The sequence below is a fragment of the Amorphus sp. MBR-141 genome, from assembly GCF_053628695.1.
The window spans coordinates 158542-174557 of record NZ_JBRJGW010000008.1; the positions used below are offsets into that span (position 1 = coordinate 158542).

Annotated in this window: 13 protein-coding genes; 8 read left to right on the forward strand and 5 right to left on the reverse strand. The window is 70.2% G+C overall.

Annotated elements, in window-relative coordinates; all coding sequences use genetic code 11:
• Positions 1 to 24 precede the first annotated feature (24 nt).
• On the forward strand, positions 25 to 843 hold the full coding sequence (locus ACSSVZ_RS13180) for a citryl-CoA lyase (RefSeq protein WP_453970671.1): 819 nt from the start codon (positions 25 to 27) through the stop codon (positions 841 to 843).
• 58 nt (positions 844 to 901) lie between these two features.
• Here the strand turns inward: ACSSVZ_RS13180 and ACSSVZ_RS13185 are convergent, their stop codons facing one another.
• From ACSSVZ_RS13185 to ACSSVZ_RS13195, 3 genes are all read right to left on the reverse strand, one after another.
• Positions 902 to 3202 (reverse strand): xanthine dehydrogenase family protein molybdopterin-binding subunit, encoded by a 2301-nt coding sequence (locus ACSSVZ_RS13185; protein ID WP_453970674.1) that lies wholly within the window; start codon positions 3200 to 3202, stop codon positions 902 to 904.
• Positions 3203 to 3485: 283 nt separating this feature from the next.
• The gene (locus tag ACSSVZ_RS13190) at positions 3486 to 4220 is read right to left on the reverse strand and encodes a GntR family transcriptional regulator (RefSeq protein WP_453970676.1); all 735 of its coding nucleotides are present in this window, start codon (positions 4218 to 4220) and stop codon (positions 3486 to 3488) included.
• Between the two features lie 86 nt (positions 4221 to 4306).
• Positions 4307 to 5479: an NAD(P)/FAD-dependent oxidoreductase gene (locus ACSSVZ_RS13195; protein WP_453970678.1), complete on the reverse strand. Its 1173-nt coding sequence runs from the start codon at positions 5477 to 5479 to the stop codon at positions 4307 to 4309.
• Positions 5480 to 5694: 215 nt separating this feature from the next.
• Between ACSSVZ_RS13195 and ACSSVZ_RS13200 the strand changes: the two genes are divergently transcribed.
• The 3 genes from ACSSVZ_RS13200 to ACSSVZ_RS13210 are packed head-to-tail and all read left to right on the forward strand — an operon-like array spanning position 5695 to position 8172.
• On the forward strand, positions 5695 to 6654 hold the full coding sequence (locus tag ACSSVZ_RS13200) for a dihydrodipicolinate synthase family protein (protein WP_453970679.1): 960 nt from the start codon (positions 5695 to 5697) through the stop codon (positions 6652 to 6654).
• Positions 6651 to 6995 (forward strand): cupin domain-containing protein, encoded by a 345-nt coding sequence (locus tag ACSSVZ_RS13205; protein WP_453970682.1) that lies wholly within the window; start codon positions 6651 to 6653, stop codon positions 6993 to 6995. The genes ACSSVZ_RS13200 and ACSSVZ_RS13205 overlap by 4 nt, the downstream gene beginning before the upstream one ends.
• 55 nt (positions 6996 to 7050) lie before the next feature.
• A complete protein-coding gene (locus tag ACSSVZ_RS13210; protein WP_453970684.1) occupies positions 7051 to 8172 on the forward strand; it encodes an NADH:flavin oxidoreductase/NADH oxidase in 1122 nt (373 codons plus the stop codon).
• Between the two features lie 22 nt (positions 8173 to 8194).
• Here ACSSVZ_RS13210 and ACSSVZ_RS13215 read toward each other — a convergent pair whose 3' ends face one another.
• Together ACSSVZ_RS13215 and ACSSVZ_RS13220 are read right to left on the reverse strand one after the other, a co-directional pair.
• Complete coding sequence (locus ACSSVZ_RS13215; protein WP_453970686.1) at positions 8195 to 8962, reverse strand: SDR family NAD(P)-dependent oxidoreductase; 768 nt, start codon at positions 8960 to 8962, stop codon at positions 8195 to 8197.
• A gap of 39 nt (positions 8963 to 9001) precedes the next feature.
• Positions 9002 to 9763 (reverse strand): SDR family NAD(P)-dependent oxidoreductase, encoded by a 762-nt coding sequence (locus ACSSVZ_RS13220; protein ID WP_453970687.1) that lies wholly within the window; start codon positions 9761 to 9763, stop codon positions 9002 to 9004.
• 207 nt (positions 9764 to 9970) lie between these two features.
• Here ACSSVZ_RS13220 and ACSSVZ_RS13225 point away from each other — a divergent pair, with 207 nt between their 5' ends.
• The 4 genes from ACSSVZ_RS13225 (at position 9971) to gcvPB (ending at position 15971) form a co-directional block, all read left to right on the forward strand.
• A complete protein-coding gene (locus ACSSVZ_RS13225) occupies positions 9971 to 11728 on the forward strand; it encodes an FAD-dependent oxidoreductase (protein ID WP_453970689.1) in 1758 nt (585 codons plus the stop codon).
• Positions 11729 to 11747: 19 nt separating this feature from the next.
• A complete protein-coding gene (locus tag ACSSVZ_RS13230; RefSeq protein ID WP_453970691.1) occupies positions 11748 to 12902 on the forward strand; it encodes an ATP-NAD kinase family protein in 1155 nt (384 codons plus the stop codon).
• A 94-nt stretch (positions 12903 to 12996) separates the two neighbouring features.
• Positions 12997 to 14409, forward strand: a complete 1413-nt coding sequence (gene gcvPA, locus ACSSVZ_RS13235; RefSeq protein ID WP_453970693.1) for an aminomethyl-transferring glycine dehydrogenase subunit GcvPA — start codon at positions 12997 to 12999, stop codon at positions 14407 to 14409.
• Positions 14406 to 15971 carry an aminomethyl-transferring glycine dehydrogenase subunit GcvPB gene (gene gcvPB, locus ACSSVZ_RS13240; protein WP_453970694.1) on the forward strand — a complete coding sequence of 522 codons (1566 nt, stop codon included), beginning with the start codon at positions 14406 to 14408 and terminating at the stop codon, positions 15969 to 15971. Before gcvPA ends, gcvPB begins: the two co-directional genes overlap by 4 nt.
• The last annotated feature ends 45 nt before the right edge of the window (positions 15972 to 16016 follow it).

The following is a 16016-nucleotide window of genomic DNA, read 5'->3' on the forward strand; positions in this document are numbered from 1 at the left end:
GCATAGCCCTGATGGATTGAGATGATGTCCGACTGGAAGACCAAGGCCGAAGACTGGTGGGAGACGTCGATCATCGACATGTCTCCCGGCGTCATCCGCTACCACGGCTATCCCATCGAGGAGCTGATCGGCCGGGTGTCGTTTCCCGGCATGATCTGGCTGATGCTGCGCGGCGAGCTGCCGAGCGAGGATCAGGCGGCGCTGCTCGGCCATGCGCTGGTGGCGAGCGTCGACCACGGTCCGCAGGCGCCGTCGATCGCGATTGCCCGGATGGCGTCCACCTGCGGCGTCGGCATCAACAACGCCATGGCGTCCGCCGCCAACGTGCTCGGCGACGTGCACGGCGGGGCCGGCGAGCAGACGGTGGCGGTCTATACCGCCATCGCCGAGCGGGCGGGCGAGGGCGGCGACATCGATGCCGCCGTGGCGGCGGAACTCGATGCGCTGGCGGAGCAGGGGATCAAGTACGTCCCCGGCTTCGGCCACCGCTTCCATCCGATCGATCCGCGCGCGCCGCGGCTGCTCGAGATGGTCGACGAGATGGCCGAACGGGGCGCGGTCACCGGCCGCTTCGCGGCCATCGCGCGCGCCATCGAGGCCGCCATGGAGGCCCGCAAGGGCAAGCGCATCCCGATGAACATCGACGGGGCGACGGCGGTGATTTATGCCGAGCTCGGCTTCGCGCCGCCGCTCTGCCGCGGCCTGTTCGTGCTGTCGCGCTCGGTCGGCATCCTCGCCCATTCGTGGGAGCAGATGCAGCGCGCCGAGCGCAACAAGGGGCCGCTGCCGCGCGATGCGACGTGGACCTACACCGGTCCCGCGCCGCGCAAGGTGCCTGAATAGCCGGTTACCAGATGGAGCGGGATGCGGGCGGAGAGCCCCATCCCACCGTCCGCTGTCCTCAGCCGGCCCGCGCCGTCTCGATCGCCTTCCACACCCGGTCGGGCGACACCGGCATGTCGATGTGGTCGATGCTGAGCGGCGACAGCGCGTCGACGACGGCGTTCACCAGCGCCGGCAGCGAGCCGACCACGCCGGCCTCGCCCGCGCCCTTGGCGCCGATCGGGGTCTTGGCCGTCGGCACCGGGTGGCAGCTGATGTCGAACATCGGGAACTCGGTGGCGCGCGGCATCGCGTAGTCCTGGAAGGACGCGGTCAGCGGCTGGCCGGATTCGGTCTCGTAGACCATCCGCTCCATCAGCGCCTGGCCGGCGCCCTGGACGATACCGCCGTGCAACTGACCCTCGACCAACTCCTGGTTCAGCACCGTTCCGACGTCGTCGACGACGGTGTAGCGCAGGATGTCCACATGGCCGGTGTCCGGGTCGACTTCGACCTCGCAGACATGGCAGCCGTTCGGGAAGGTGGCGTCGTCCGCGGAAGAGAAGTTCTCGCCCTCGAACGCCTCGCCCGTCTGCCGGGCGAGATCCGGGAGCGTGATCCGCCGGTCGGTGCCGACGATGGTGAAGGCGCCGTCGGTGAACTCCAGGTCGGCCGGGGAGACTTCCAGCTCGTCGGCTGCCTTGGCGCGCGCGCTTTCCACCAGCACGTCGAAGGCCCGCACCATCGAGGTGCCGGCCGCCGCCGTGGTGCGCGAACCGAACGAGCCGATGCCGTCGGCGACCTTGTCGGTATCCCCCGAAAGATAGCGGATGTCGGCAGGTGCGACGCCGATCCGGGCGCCGAGCAGCGTCGCGTAGGTGGTGCGATGGCCCATGCCGCTGTCGCCGGAGCCGAGCGCCAGAGTGACGGTTCCGTCGCTGTCGACGGCGATCCTGGCATACTCCGGCAGCGGCTTCTTCTGCGGGCCGCCGGCGATCTCGATCGCGTAGGCGAGGCCGATGCCGCGCAGTCTGCCGCGCGCGGCCGCGTCCTGCCGCCGGGCCTCGAAGCCGGTCCAGTCGGCCTTCGCCAGCGTTTCGTCCATCAGGGCCGGGAAGTCGCCGCTGTCGTAGGAGAAGACGAAGCCGGTGTCGTACGGCATCTCCTCGGTGGCGATCATGTTGCGGCGGCGGATCTCGACCGGATCGATGCCGAGCCGGCGCGCGGCGATGTCGACCATGCGCTCGATGAGGTAGATCGCCTCGGGCCGGCCGGCGCCGCGATAGGGCGACATGTTCTGGGTGTTGGTGAACACGCCGTCGACGGTCGCCGAGATCTTCGGCGTCCGGTAGACGCCCGACAGCAGCCCGACGTTGGCGGTCATCGGATGGGGGGTCATCGGCGCGAGATAGGCGCCGAGCGACGCCGACGACACGACGTCGAGCGCCAGGAAGCGGCCGTCGGCGTCCAGCGCGAGCGCCGCCTCGGCAATCTGTTCGCGCGAGTGGCTGTCGGACAGCAGCGATTCGGTGCGGGGCGGCTCCCAGCGCACCGGACGTCCGACGGCCTGGGCGGCCAACAGCACGACCGGATATTCGGGATAGGCGGAGTTCTTCATGCCGAACGAGCCGCCGGTGTCGTGGGAGATGACGTGGATCCGCGACTTGTCGATCCCCATCACCTTCGCGACGCCTTCGCCGAGCCGGTGGGCGGCCTGGGTCCCGACATAGAGCGTGTAGCGTCCGTCGGCCGCGTCGAACGCGCCGAGGCAGCTGCGCACCTCCATGGGAGCGGCGGTCACGCGGGTGATGGCGAAGCGTTCGCGCACCACATGCGGCGCCGCGTCGATTGCGGCGCGCACATCCGCGACGTCGCCCTCGATCAGGCGGAAGCAGAGGTTGTTCGGGCAATCCGGCCAGACGAGCGGCGATCCGGGCGCCTTGGCGACGACCGGATCGATGACCGGCGGCAGGTCCTCGATGTCGAACTCGATCAGTTCGACCGCATCTTCAGCGAGATCGCGGCTCTCCGCCACGACCGCCGCGATCATGTCGCCGACGTAGCGGACGGTCTCCTCGGCGAAAGGCACGTAGCGCGGCACGTACATCTGGCCGCCGCCCGGCGCCGGATGCTGGATGTTCGGCTGGAACGGGCGGATGCCCTCCGGCATGTCGGCCGCGGTGAGGACCGCCAGCACGCCGGGTGCCGCACGGGCCGCCGTAACGTCCAGGGTCCGGATGCGGCCGTTCGCGACCGGCGACCGCAGCAGGACCAGCGCCGCTTCGCCGTCCAGCTGGACATCGGCGGTGTAGCGGCCGGTGCCACTGATGAGCGGACCGTCTTCGAGACGGCCTTCGAAGCGGCCGAATTTTTCTTGCATGAGCACTGAACCGGGGAGGGAGGATCTGAGGGCTGAGGGGCAGGGTGCGCCGGATGGCGTTCCCAGACAAGTGCCTGAAGGCGCTCTCCCGGACTGCAACGATCGCTTTTGGACAGCCAGTTCGAGTGTTTTTAGATATGGCGGGATTATCTTGGCGTCGGAAGAATATCTATTATCAGGCAGTTGATCGATGTTCGCGCGCGTGCCCCATTCCGCGACGGTGGATCGCGACATTCTGGAGCCGTTTCGTAGGCCGGCACAGTCCGCCTGATCGCAGCCGGGCCTACGAGATGGCGAAATCGCCGGTCCCGCGCTCGGCGATGAAGGCCAGCACCTCGTCGATCACCGTCTGGGCATCGGCCTTGCCGGCGGCTTCCGCCGCCGCCGCGTCGCCCGCCTCGATCGCCGCGATCAGCGCTTCGTGCTGGTTCAGCTTCGGGGCCGGCAGCTCGCCCTCGAACTGCTGCATGTAGAAGCGCTGCACCCGCTGGCCCTGGTCCAGCAGGCTCTGGGTCCAGGCGACGAAGAACGGATTGCCGCCCATCTCGACGATGGTGGTGTGGAAGCGGCTGTTGAGGGTGATGATCTGCAGGATGTCGCGCGCGTGGTGGGCCTCCTCCAGCCCGCGCTCGATCTCGCGCAGCCGTTCGACCCCCTCCGGCGTGCTGTTTTCCGCCGCCTGGCGGGCGCCCAGCCGATAGAGCAGGTGCATCGCGTCGAAATAGGCGGGCAGGGTGGAGAAGTCGAACTGGGACACCCGCGACGTCCGGTTGCGCGGCGCGTCGACGAGGCCTTCCGCGGCCAGCCGGATCAGCGCCTCGCGCACCGGCGAGCGGGAGAGGTGAAAGTGGCGGCTGAGCTCGGTCTCGTCGAGCTGGGTGCCCGGGGTGAGTTCGAGGTTGAGGATCTGCTTCTTCAGCTGCGCGTAGACGAAGCTCGCGCCGGTCCCGCGCGGATGGCGGGTGTCGGTGATCTTCGCAGCCTCGGCTGCCAGGTCCTCGGGGTGGGTATCCGCCATGCGCCGCTCCGGATCGTCCAGTGTCTGCAGGTTCCGGGATAGACGGTTGCGAGAGCGGAGTAAAACGGCGGATGCGGGCGACGGCGTCAGGCGGCCGGCCGGAAATCCGCCGCCGCATGATCCGACTGCCGGCCGAGCACGGCGTCGGCGACGATGCGCGCCGAGATGGGGCCTGCCGTCAGGCCCATCCAGGGAAACGAGCAGACGAAAAAGCCCGGAACGGCGGCAACCTCGCCAAGGATCGGCATCCAGTCCTCCGTGCCGTTGACCAGCGCCGGCCAGGCGCGGACCACGTGGACGCCGGCGAGCACCGGCAGCACGTCCAGCGCGATCCGGAAGTTTTCGGCCATCGACCGGTGGTCGACGGTCAACTGTCCGGTGGCAGGGTCGCGGCGCGACGGCCAGCCGCCGCCGATCAGCACGGCGCCGCGCCGCGTCTGCTTCATCGTGAGGCGCGCGCCGCCGTGGTAGACGAGGAACGGCAGCAGCCTCTCCACCGGTTCGGTGACGCTCACCTGGATCGGATGCCCGGTGACGTCGAGATCGACGCCGACCATGGCGGCGATGCGGGCGACGTCGGTGCCGGCGGCGTTGACGACGCGGCGGGCCCGGATCTGGCGGTCGCCGGCGGCAACGGCGAAGCCGGCCGCCTCGGAGCGGATCGCGGTGACCGGACAGTCGCGGACGATGCGGGCGCCGGCCGAAACCGCGCGGGCGGCAAGGGCAGGGGCCGCGCGCAGCGGGTTGACCTTGCCCTCGGCCGAACAGATTGCGCCGCCGACCAGCCGGTCGGAGAGGCGGGGGGCGAGGCGCCGCAGGTCGTCGGACGACAACAGCTCCATGGGCAGCCCGGCCTGGCGCTCGATGGCGGCCTTGCGCTCGATGGTGCGCATCTCGCTGTCGGTCGCGGCGACGATCAGCCCGCCGGTGATGTCGACCTCGAAGTCGACGCCCAGCTCCGCCTCCATCTGCCGCCACATCTCCACCGAATCGCGCATCAGCCGCATCACCGGCGCGTAGGCGCGGGCCCAGGCCTCGCCCTTCTCGACGAACGGTTCGATCGGCAGCTGGCAGTGCAGGCTGCCGGCGTTGGCGCCGGAGGCGCGGGTGTTGAGGTCGCTCTGGTCGACGAGCAGCACGTCGAGGCCGGCGGTGGCCAGCTCGCGGGCGATGCCACAGCCGGCGATGCCGCCGCCGATGACCAGCACGTCGGTGTCCAGGGCCGCAGCGCCCGCAATGCCGGAAGGGGCGGCCGTCATGATGCGTCCGCCGCCCTCGATGGCGTGATCCGTGCGGTCGATCCGGCAGGCGTGAGCAGGGAAAACATCGGGCGCATCATCAAAGTCAGGACCACGGGGTCTGCCGTCGGGCACGAAAGTATGTATAGTGGCTTCATCATTCTTGTCGACAACAAGGCGACACGATAGCGGACTCGCCGGCCACGGCTCCGTCCCGATCACCCAAGGGGATGCAGATGACGCACCAGTTTCGCGGCAGCTACGCCGTCACGATCACGCCGTTCACCGAGGACGGCAGCGCGATCGATTTTCCCGCCTGGAAGCGGTTCCTGGACTGGCAGCTCGCCGAGGGCGTGCCCGGCCTGATCATCCTGGGCACCACCGGCGAGTTCCTGACGCTCACCGACGCCGAACGCACCCGCTTCGTCGAGGAGACGGTCGCCCACATCGACAAGCGCATCCCCGTGCTGGTCGGCACCATGAACGCCTACACGCCGAACGCGGTGCGCTATTCCAGGGAAGCCGAGGCGCTGGGCGCCGACGGCCTGATGATCATCCCGCCCTACTACTACACGCCCACCGAAGACGAGATCTTCAACTACTACAGGGCGATCTGCGGGGCGGTGTCGCTGCCGATCATGCTCTACAACAACCCGTTCACCTCCAACGTCGACATGTCGGCGAAGCTGGTGGCGCGCCTCACCAGGGCGTTCGAGCAGGTCCGCTACATCAAGGAAGCGAGCCAGGACATGGCCCGCATCTACGACATCCTGGAAGAGACCCACGGCGAGATGAACGTGTTCGCCGGCGAACGGGTGGTGGAGTCCTATCTCTACGGCGCGGTCGGCTACGTGAATCCGTACGGCAACTACATCCCGCGCGCCTCGACCCGGATCTGCGACCTGATCACCGAGGGCCGGCTGGAGGACGCCAAGCGGATCGAGCGGAAGATCAACCAGATCGACCACGTGATCGCGGAAGGCCACCCGACCTACGGCCACCAGTGCTACTCCAAGGCGCTCGCGGCGGTCTGCGGCTATCCGGTCGGCGACGTGCGGCCGCCGCTGACGACGTTCGCGGAGCTGGGCGCGGAAGGCACCGAGCGGGTGTCGAAGATCAAGGTCTACATGGACGAACTCGACCGGCTGATGGACGAGATCGACGGCCCACGGAGCTCCGTCCAGGCGGCGGAATGATCGTCCGGCCTGCCGACGTCGAGACCGAGACCGAAGAAGGCAATCCCATTCTGGCGCGGCGGCTCGTCCGTCGCGATCGGCATGGCGAGGCGCTCAGCCTGACGTGGGTCTCCCTCGACGGCCGGCACCGGCGGCTGGTCTGCCATGAGTCCGATCGCGTCTACTACATCCTCGACGGCGCGGCGCGGTTCCGCGTCGGCGGAGAGCCGGAAGCGACCGTGACCGGCGGTGACGTCGTCGTCATCCCGCGCGCAACCCCCTATGACTTCGACGGCCGGATGACTTATCTCGTCATCAACGGCCCGGCCTTCCGGTCGGGCTCGGACGTCTGGCTCGACTGAGCGCGCCCGCCGCCGCATCCCCTTTTCGACTGTTCAAGATTGCCGGGAGATTTTCGTGACCCGTCCGCATCTCTTCACGCCGCTGACCCTGCGGGGCCTGACCCTCAAGAACCGCATCGTCGTGTCGCCCATGTGCCAGTACAAGGCGCTCGACGGGGCCACTCACGACTGGCACTTCCTCCATCACGCGAAGTTCGCCATGGGCGGGGTCGGCCTCGGCTTCGTCGAGGCCACCGCGGTGGCGCGCGAAGGGCGCATCACCCACGGCTGCACCGGGCTCTATCTCGACGAGCACGTTCCGGGGCTTCGCCGGATCGCCGACCTCTACCATTCCTATGGCGCGGCGGCTGGCATCCAGATCGGCCATGCGGGGCGCCGGGCGAGCTGCGCGCGGCCGTGGGAGGGGGCGGCGCCGCTGGCAAACGGCGGGCCGGACGCGGCGTGGCAGACGGTTGGCCCGAGCGCCGTGCCGGAGAAGGACGGCTATCCAGCGCCCCGCGAGCTGAGTGCCAGCGAGATTCCGGGCATCGTCGATGCCTTCGTCGCCGCCGCGAAGCGGGCGCTGCTGGCCGGCTTCGACGTGGCCGAGATCCACGGCGCCCATGGCTACCTGATCCATTCCTTCTTCTCGCCGGTCTCCAACCGCCGCGAGGATGCCTATGGAGGCAGCCTGGAGAAGCGGATGAGCTTTCCGCTCGAGGTGGCCGAGGCGATGCGGGCGGCCTGGCCGGACGACAAGCCGCTGTTCTACCGGACCTCGGCCGTGGACGGGGTGGAGAACGGTGTGACCATCGAGGACACCGTGGCGCTCGCCCGCGCGCTGAAAGCCCGCGGCGTCGATGTGGTCGACTGCTCGATGGGGGGCATGTCGGGGGCCGCGACGCTGTCGACCCGCAAGATCAACCAGGGCTACATCGTGCCTTATGCGGACGAGGTCCGCCGGGAGACCGGGATCGCCACCATGGCCGTCGGTGCGATCATGGATCCGGCCTACGCCGAGAGCGTGCTCGCCGACGGCAAGGCCGACCTGATCGCCATCGGGCGGGAGCTGCTGGCCAACCCGAGCTGGCCGTACCGGGCGGCGCTGGAGCTCGGCCTCGAGGACCCGGACAGCGTGCTGCCGATGGAATACGGCTTCTATCTCTCCCGCCGCGCCAAGGCGCTGGCCGCCGACTGAACGGCCGCTGGCCTGGGGCTGATCAGCGGATGTAGCTGGCTCCGTTGACGTCGAGCGTCGCGCCGGAGAGGTGCCGGCAGGCCCCTGACGACAGGAAGGCGACGAGGTTGCCGAGCTCGGACGGCGGCACCCACTCCTTCATGGCGAGGCTCGCCGTCACCGCGTCGGTGCCGCCGGTGCGCTCGGCCGCTTCCTCCGACAGCCGGGTCCGCACCACGCCGGGCGACACGACATAGGCCAGGATGCCCCGGTCGGCGTAGCTCCTGGCGACGGTCTTGGTGGCGGTGAGCACCGCCGACTTGGAGGCGGCGTAGGCGACCAGGTCCGGATTTCCGGGGCCGCGCTGGGCGGTCCAACTGGAAATCGTCACCAGGATGCCGCCGCCTTCCGCCAGATAGTGCCCGACCGCCCGCTTCATCAGCCGCGTCGGCCCCAGCACGTTGACCGCATAGGTGTCCGCCCAGGCCTTGTCCCATTCGTCGTCGTCGCTTTCGAACCCGCCGGAGATCGGCATCGTCGCGGCGTTGTTGACGAGCACGTCGATGCGGCCGCGCCAGCCGAGTGCCTCGATCCACATCCGGTCGACGGAGGCCATGTCGGCCAGGTCCGCCTGGACGAGCAGCTTGCGGTCGTCGGGGATGGCGGCCATGGCGGCTTCGGCGCCGGCGCGGTCGCCGCCGTAGTGGCCGATGACGTTGGCGCCGGCCCGGCCGAGCACCTCCACGATCGCCGCGCCGATGCCCTTTGAGGCGCCGGTGACCAGGATGGTGCGTCCCTCGAGTTCAAACATGAGGCGTTCCTTGCGGTTCGGGTCGGTGCGGTCCGGCGCTCAGGCGATGCCGGCGTCGACCGGCAGGATCTGCCCGGTGACGCCGCTTGCAAGATCGCTGGCGAGAAAGACGGCGGTGCGGGCGACTTCGTCGGCCGTGGCGAGCCGGCCTAGGCCGGTGTCGCGCCCATAGGCGGCGAGCGCCTCGTCCACGGAAAGGCCGCCGCCTGCAGCCCGCGCCGCGATGCGTCCGACCAGCGCCTCGGTGGCGATGGGGCCGGGGGCAAGGGCGTTGACGCGGATCTTGTGGCGGCCGAGGTCGAGGGCGGTGGATTTCACGATGCCGATGACGGCGTGCTTGCTCGCCACGTAGGCCGCTTGGTGCGGATGGCCGCGAACCCCGTTCACCGACGACATGGCGACGATGCTGCCGCCGCGCACGGTGAGGTGCGCCACTCCGGCGCGGATGGTGGCGATGACGCCGCGGACGTTGACCGCGAAGGTGCGGTCCCAGGCGTCGAGGTCGATCGATGCGGTCTCCGACCAGGGCGGGACGACGCCGGCATTGGCGACGACGCTGTCGAGGCGGCCGAACCGGTCGATAGTGCGCGCCATGGCCGCCTCGATCGATGCCGCATCGGTCACGTCGCAGGCGAGTGACAGCCAGCCGTCGGGTGCGCCGCCTTCGGTTCGGTCGGCGACGGCGCCGCGTGCGCCGGCAGCGGCGAACGCCTCGGCGACGGCGAGGCCAAGCCCGCGCCCGCCGCCGGTGACGAAGGCGACACGACCGTCGAGAAGTGTGGGAAAAACGGGGTCGTGCATCGATGCCCGCAGGTTGGCGCATGTCCGATCGAGACCGGGAAGAGCCGGCGCGATATGCTCAAACGCGTTGAATCCCGAGCGCTTCCTTCCGGTCCGGAGTTTCCCTGGGACCGGAAAATGCTCTAGGAACGGATCTAACCTTGTCGCCTTGTTGTCGACAAGATGCAAGACGGTGGCCGATGGCCACCCGCCGCCAGGGTTGGTGAGATGACGCGAGTTTCCGACGAGGCGCCCTGGCGCGCCGCCCCTGTGGACATCGCCCGGGCCGACCGGATCGAGGTGACCCTCGACGGCCGCCCATTGGTCGCGCGCCGGGGCGAGACCGTGGCGGCGGTTCTGGCCGCCAATGGCGTCACCACGTTTCGCACCACCGGCTTCGACAGCCCGCGCGGCCTGTTCTGCGGCATGGGCGTCTGCCACGATTGCCTCGTCGAGGTGGATGGCCGGGCCAACCAGCGCGCCTGCATGACGAAGATCGACGCCCCGGTGGCGATCCGCCGCCAGCGCATCGACCTGTCGCTCGGCCTGCCGGCCGGTGCCGTCGACGCGACAGGCGCGCTCTCCACCGACATCGCGGTGATCGGCGGCGGCGCGGCCGGCCTGACGGCCGCCTGCGTTGCGGCCGAGGCGGGGGCGTCGGTGCTGGTGATCGACGAGCGGCCGACGCCGGGCGGGCAGTATTTCAAGCAGCCGACCAAAGTGCTCGATCCGCCGGATCCTGGCCGCGACGACCGGCAGTTCGCCGGCGGTCGCCGGCTTCTGGATCGGGCGCGGCGCGCCGGCGTGCGGCATCTGGCCGGCACCGTCTGGACCGCCGAGGGACCGGGCCTGCTGCGGGTGCTGGCCGGCCAATCTGAGACCACGGTGAGCGCGCGCCGGGTGATCGTGGCGACCGGCGCCTACGAGCGCGGCCTGCCGGTTCCCGGCTGGACGCTGCCCGGCGTCGTGACGACGGGGGCGGCCCAGACGCTGCTGCGCAGCTACCGGGTGCTGGCCGGCCGGCGCGTCCTCATCGCCGGCAATGGCCCCCTCAACCTTCAGGTGGCGCTGGAACTCGCCGGGGCCGGCGCCGACGTGGTCGCGGTGGTCGAAGCGGCGGCCAAGCCTGGACCCTGGGCGCTCGGCCCGATCATGCGCATGACGGCGAGCGCGCCGGACCTCGCCATCCAGGGCGCGGGCTATGTCCGCCGCCTCGACAAGCTGGGGATCCCGATGCTGCACGGTCACGTGGTCGAGCGCATCGACGCGGCGCCGGGCGGGCTCACCGTCTCGCTCCGCCAGACCGGCGGCGAGCGGGTGGTGTCGGTCCACAAGGCCGAGACGGTGGCCCTCGGCTACGGCTTCCAGCCGGCGAACGAGCTTTTGCGCCTGTTTGGGTGCCGGCATGCGTTCGACGCGGCGCACGGCCAGCTTGCCACGGTGCGCGACTCCGACTGCCGAACCAGCGACGAGACCGTCTTTGCGGCGGGCGACTGCACCGGCCTCGGCGGCGCCTTCGCGGCCATCTCCGAGGGGATCATCGCGGGCGCCGCGGCCGCCCGCGATCTCGGCCATGCCGGCTCGAAGGCCGCGCGCGAGGGGCTTGCCCGCGCCCGCAAGGATCTGCGGCGGCACCGCCGCTTCCAGCAGGCGCTGTGGTCGCTCTACGCTGCCGACCTGCCGCTCGCGCCGTGCGCACCCGAAACGGTGGTTTGCCGCTGCGAGGAGGTGACGCTGGGCGAGATCGACGCGGCGCTCGAAGGCGGCGACGCCGGGATCGGGGCGCTCAAGCGCGCCACCCGCCTCGGCATGGGCCGCTGCCAGGGGCGCTACTGCGCACCCGTCGCCGCTGAGATACTCGCCCGCCGCACCGGCAGGCCGGTGGCGGAACTGTCCTTCTTCGCGCCGCGCGGACCTTTGAAGCCGATCCCGATCGGTGCGATCGCCACACCGGCGGCCGAAGCCGAACCGGAGGGTGCGCCGTGACGGCGGCGGAGCGCCGGCCATGCGGCTGGGCCTGATCGTCAACCCGATCGCCGGCCTGGGTGGCGCGGCCGGGCTCAAGGGCACCGATGGCGCAGGCATCCCCGCGCAGGCGCTGGCGCGCGGTGCAGAGCCGGTCGCCGGCAAGCGCGCCGCCGAAGCGCTGCGTCTGGCTGCAGCCGAAAGTGCGGTGCCGTTCGAGATCCTGACCGTGGATGGTGAGATGGGCGCGGATGCGGTGCGCGCAGCCGGTATCGAGCCGCAACGGCTGCCCTTGCGCCCGGGCGTGCCGACGGGCGCCTCCGACACGGTCGAGGCGACCCGCGCGCTGATGGATGCGCCCGTCGACCTGATCGTCTTCGCCGGCGGTGACGGCACCGCCCGCGACGTGGTGTCGGTCACCGGCGAGCGGCTGCCGGTGCTCGGCATTCCGACGGGGGTGAAGATGCACTCGGCGGTCTACGCCACCAGCCCGGCGAGCGCCGGTCGCTTGATCGCGGCGATCGCCTCGGGAGGGGGATCGCGGGTTGCCTTCGCGCTGCGCGAGGTGATGGACCTCGACGAGGCGGCGCTGCGCGCCGGCACCCTGTCTGCGTCGCTCCACGGCTACGCGCTGGTGCCGGTCGAGCGCCGGCTGATGCAGCCGGCCAAGGGCGCGGCGCCGCGGTCGGACGACGCCCGCGTCGAGGCGGCTGCCGTCGCCGTTGCGCGCGCGCTCGCACCCGACATCGCAACCGTAATCGGCCCCGGCCGCACGGCGAAACGCGTGCTTGCCGCTCTCGGGCTCACGTCCGCCAGCGTGCTCGGCGTCGACGTGGTGCGCGGCGGCGCGCTCGTCGGCACCGACCTGTCGCGGCGGCAACTCCTCTCGGCCGTAGGCAACGGGCCGGTCGCCGTCGTCGTCGGCGTGGTCGGCGGCCAGGGCTTCCTGTTCGGCCGCGGCAACCAGCAGATCGGTCCGGAGATCATCCGCCGGGCCGGCCGGGACGGGATCACCGTGCTGGCCGGGCGCGGCAAGCTCGCGGCCCTTCCCCGTCCCGAGCTTCTCGTCGACAGCGGCGACCCTGAGGTCGACGCGCTGCTCGCCGGCTATGTGCGGGTAGTCACGGGACCGGGCGAAACGCTGGTGATGCGGGTCGTCCCCGCGTCGCGCATCGTCGCAGTCAAAATCTTGTAGACACGTTGTCGTCTTGAAGCTCGGGTGGCACACTGGGGTCACCGCGGGCGGTCCGGCTGCCTCGCGGGCTTTGTCGTTCTGCACGGGAGGCCGCATGCCCGAGACATCCCCCCAGGCGCATCCGTGGATGGCGAATTCGCTGCCGGATATCCGGCAGGCGATGCTGGACGAGATCGGCGCGCCGTCCGTCGAGGCGCTGTTTGAGCAGATCCCGGCCGCGCATCGCCTGAAAGCGCCGCTCGACCTGCCGCCGCCGCTGTCGTCGGAAATAGAGCTGCGCCGCCACCTCGTGTCGCAGCTGAAGCGCAACGGCGACTGCGAGACGAACCTCTCCTTTCTCGGTGCCGGCTGCTGGCAGCACCACGTGCCGGCGGTGGTCGACGAGATCGTCGGGCGCACGGAGTTCCTGACGCCGGTGTGGGGCTCGGCCCAGTCCGATCACGGCCGCAACCAGGCCTGGTTCGAATATGCCAGCCAGCTCGGCGAACTGATCGACATGGATGCGGTCGGCTTGCCGGTCTACTCGTGGGGCTGTGCCGCCGGACACGCCATCCGCATGGCGGCGCGCCTCACCGGGCGCCGCGAGGTGCTGGTGCCGCGCTGGTCGGATCCGGAGCGGCTCTCGGTCATCCGCGCCTACTGCGAGCCGCGCGAGATGGAGCACCACATCGACGTGGTGCTGGTCGAGCCGGACGAAGCGACCGGCGGGCTCGATCTCGCCGACCTGAAGGCGAAGCTCTCCGAGCGCACCGCCGCCGTCTATCTGGAGGTGCCATCCTATCTCGGCATCATCGAGCCCAATGCGGCCGAGGTCGCCGCGCTCGCGCGGGATGCCGGCGCGGAGACCATCGTTGGCGCGGACCCGATCTCGCTGGGCGTGCTGGCGCCGCCCGACAGCTACGGCGCCGACATCGTGGTCGGGCCGACCCAGCCGCTCGGCGTCCACATGAACTGCGGCGGTGGCGTCGGCGGCTACATGGCCACCCGCGAGGACGATCGCTATCTCGCCGAATACAACGGCTTTCTGGTCTCCATTGCGCGCACGCTGGAGCCGGGCCAGTACGGCTTCAACGTCGCCAACGGGCACCAGACCTCCTACGGCCTGCGCGAGGACGGCAAGGACTGGACCGGCAACTCGGTCTATCTCTGGGCGATCGCCAACGCCGTCTACATGTCGCTGCTCGGGCCGACCGGCTTCGAGGAGGTGGGCCGGCTGATCCTGGCGCGCGCTCACTACGCGGCGCGCCGGCTCGGCGCGCTGGACGGCGTGAAGATCCCGTTCGCGTGCGGCTTCTTCAAGGAGTTCGTGGTCGATTTCTCCGGGACCGGCATGAGCGTCGCGGCCATCAACGACGCGCTGCGCGCGCGCGGCATCTTCGGCGGCAAGGACATCTCCGCCGAATTGCCGGAGCTCGGTGCGGCGGCGCTCTACTGCGTCACCGAGATCCACACCCAGAACGACATCGACCGCCTGGTGGCGGCCCTGAAGGAGGTGATCGCCCGATGAGCGGACCCGCCAACACGCCGCTGCGCGCCTATCACGGCCCCGTCTGGAACGAGCCGGTGGTCATGGAACTCGGCCATCCCGGTCGCCGGGGGCAGACGTTCCCGGCGCCGGAACCGGGCGTCGCCGAGACCGTCGGAGATGTCGACGCGCTGGTGCCGGCGGGCATGCGCCGGACAGCCGCTCCGGCGCTGCCGGAGCTGACCGAGCCGGAGGTGCAGCGGCATTATCTGCATCTGAGCCAGGAAACGCTGGGCATGATGGGCATCAGCCTGTTCGGCACCTGCACCATGAAATACAACGCCCGCGTCAGCGAGGCGGTGGCCCAGCGGCCGGAACTGGCCGAGGTGCATCCCCACCAGCACGAGGACACGCTGCAGGGCATCCTCGCCATCCTGCACGGCTTCGACCGGATCCTCTGCGCGCTGTCGGGCATGGACCAGTTCATCTTCCAGGCCGGCGGCGGCGCCGACGCGTCCTACACCCATGCCGTGGTCACCCGCGCCTACCATCAGGCGCGCGGCGAGCTGGAGCAGCGCGACGAGGTCATCACCTCGATCCAGGCACATCCCTGCAACGCCGCCACGGCGGCGGCGGCCGGCTTCAAGGTGATCACGCTGAGCCTGGAGGAGGGCGGCTATCCCTCGGTGGAGCAGCTGAAATCGGTGGTGTCGGAGCGCACGGCGGCGCTGTTCATCAACAACCCGGACGACATGGGCATCTACAACCTGCACATCGCCGAGTGGACCCGGATCGTCCACGAGGCCGGCGGGCTCTGCTTCTACGACCACGCCAACTTCAACGGCGTGATGGGCAAGATCCGTGCCCGCGAGCTCGGCTTCGACGCCTGCATGTACATGCTGCACAAGACGTTCGGCGCGCCGAAGGGCGGCGGCGGACCGGCGGTGGGCGCCTATGGCTGCAGCGCCGAGCTGGCGCCGTTCCTGCCGACGCCGGTGGTCACCCACGACGCCGGCCGCTACCGGCTGGAGGTCGACCGGCCGCAGAGTGCCGGCAAGGTCCGTGAGTTCTGGGGCAACGTTCCCCAGGTCCTGAAGGCGTATGCGTGGGCGCGCGCCATGGGCGCCGAGGGGATCTCCATGGGCTCCGATCTCTCGGTGCTCGCCAACAACTACATGGATGCCAAGCTCGCCCGTATCGAGGGCCTCGCCCGCTCCAACCCGGACATCCCGGGCTGGCGCATGGAGATGACCCGCTGGAGCCTGGGGCCGCTGAAGGAGGCGACCGGGATCGGCACGATGGAGGTCGCGAACCGGCTCGCCGACTACGGCATCGATCCCTACTGGATGAGCCACGAGCCCTGGGTCGTGCCCGAGCCGTTCACGCCGGAGGCGGGGGAGATGTACTCGAAGGAGGACATCGACACCTGGATCGCGGCGCTCGCCGCCATCTGCGCGGAGGCGCGCACGGATCCCGAGCGCGTCCGCACCGCGCCCCACAATCAGCCGATCAAGCAACTCGTGAGCGCCGATCTGGGCGATCCCGAGCGCCGCGCGTTCACCTGGCGGGCATTCCGGCGCAAGCAGGCCGAGCGAGGCGAATAGGCGGCGTTTTCAGCGGGTTATGAGTCTGTTCCGTCCCCATTCAGG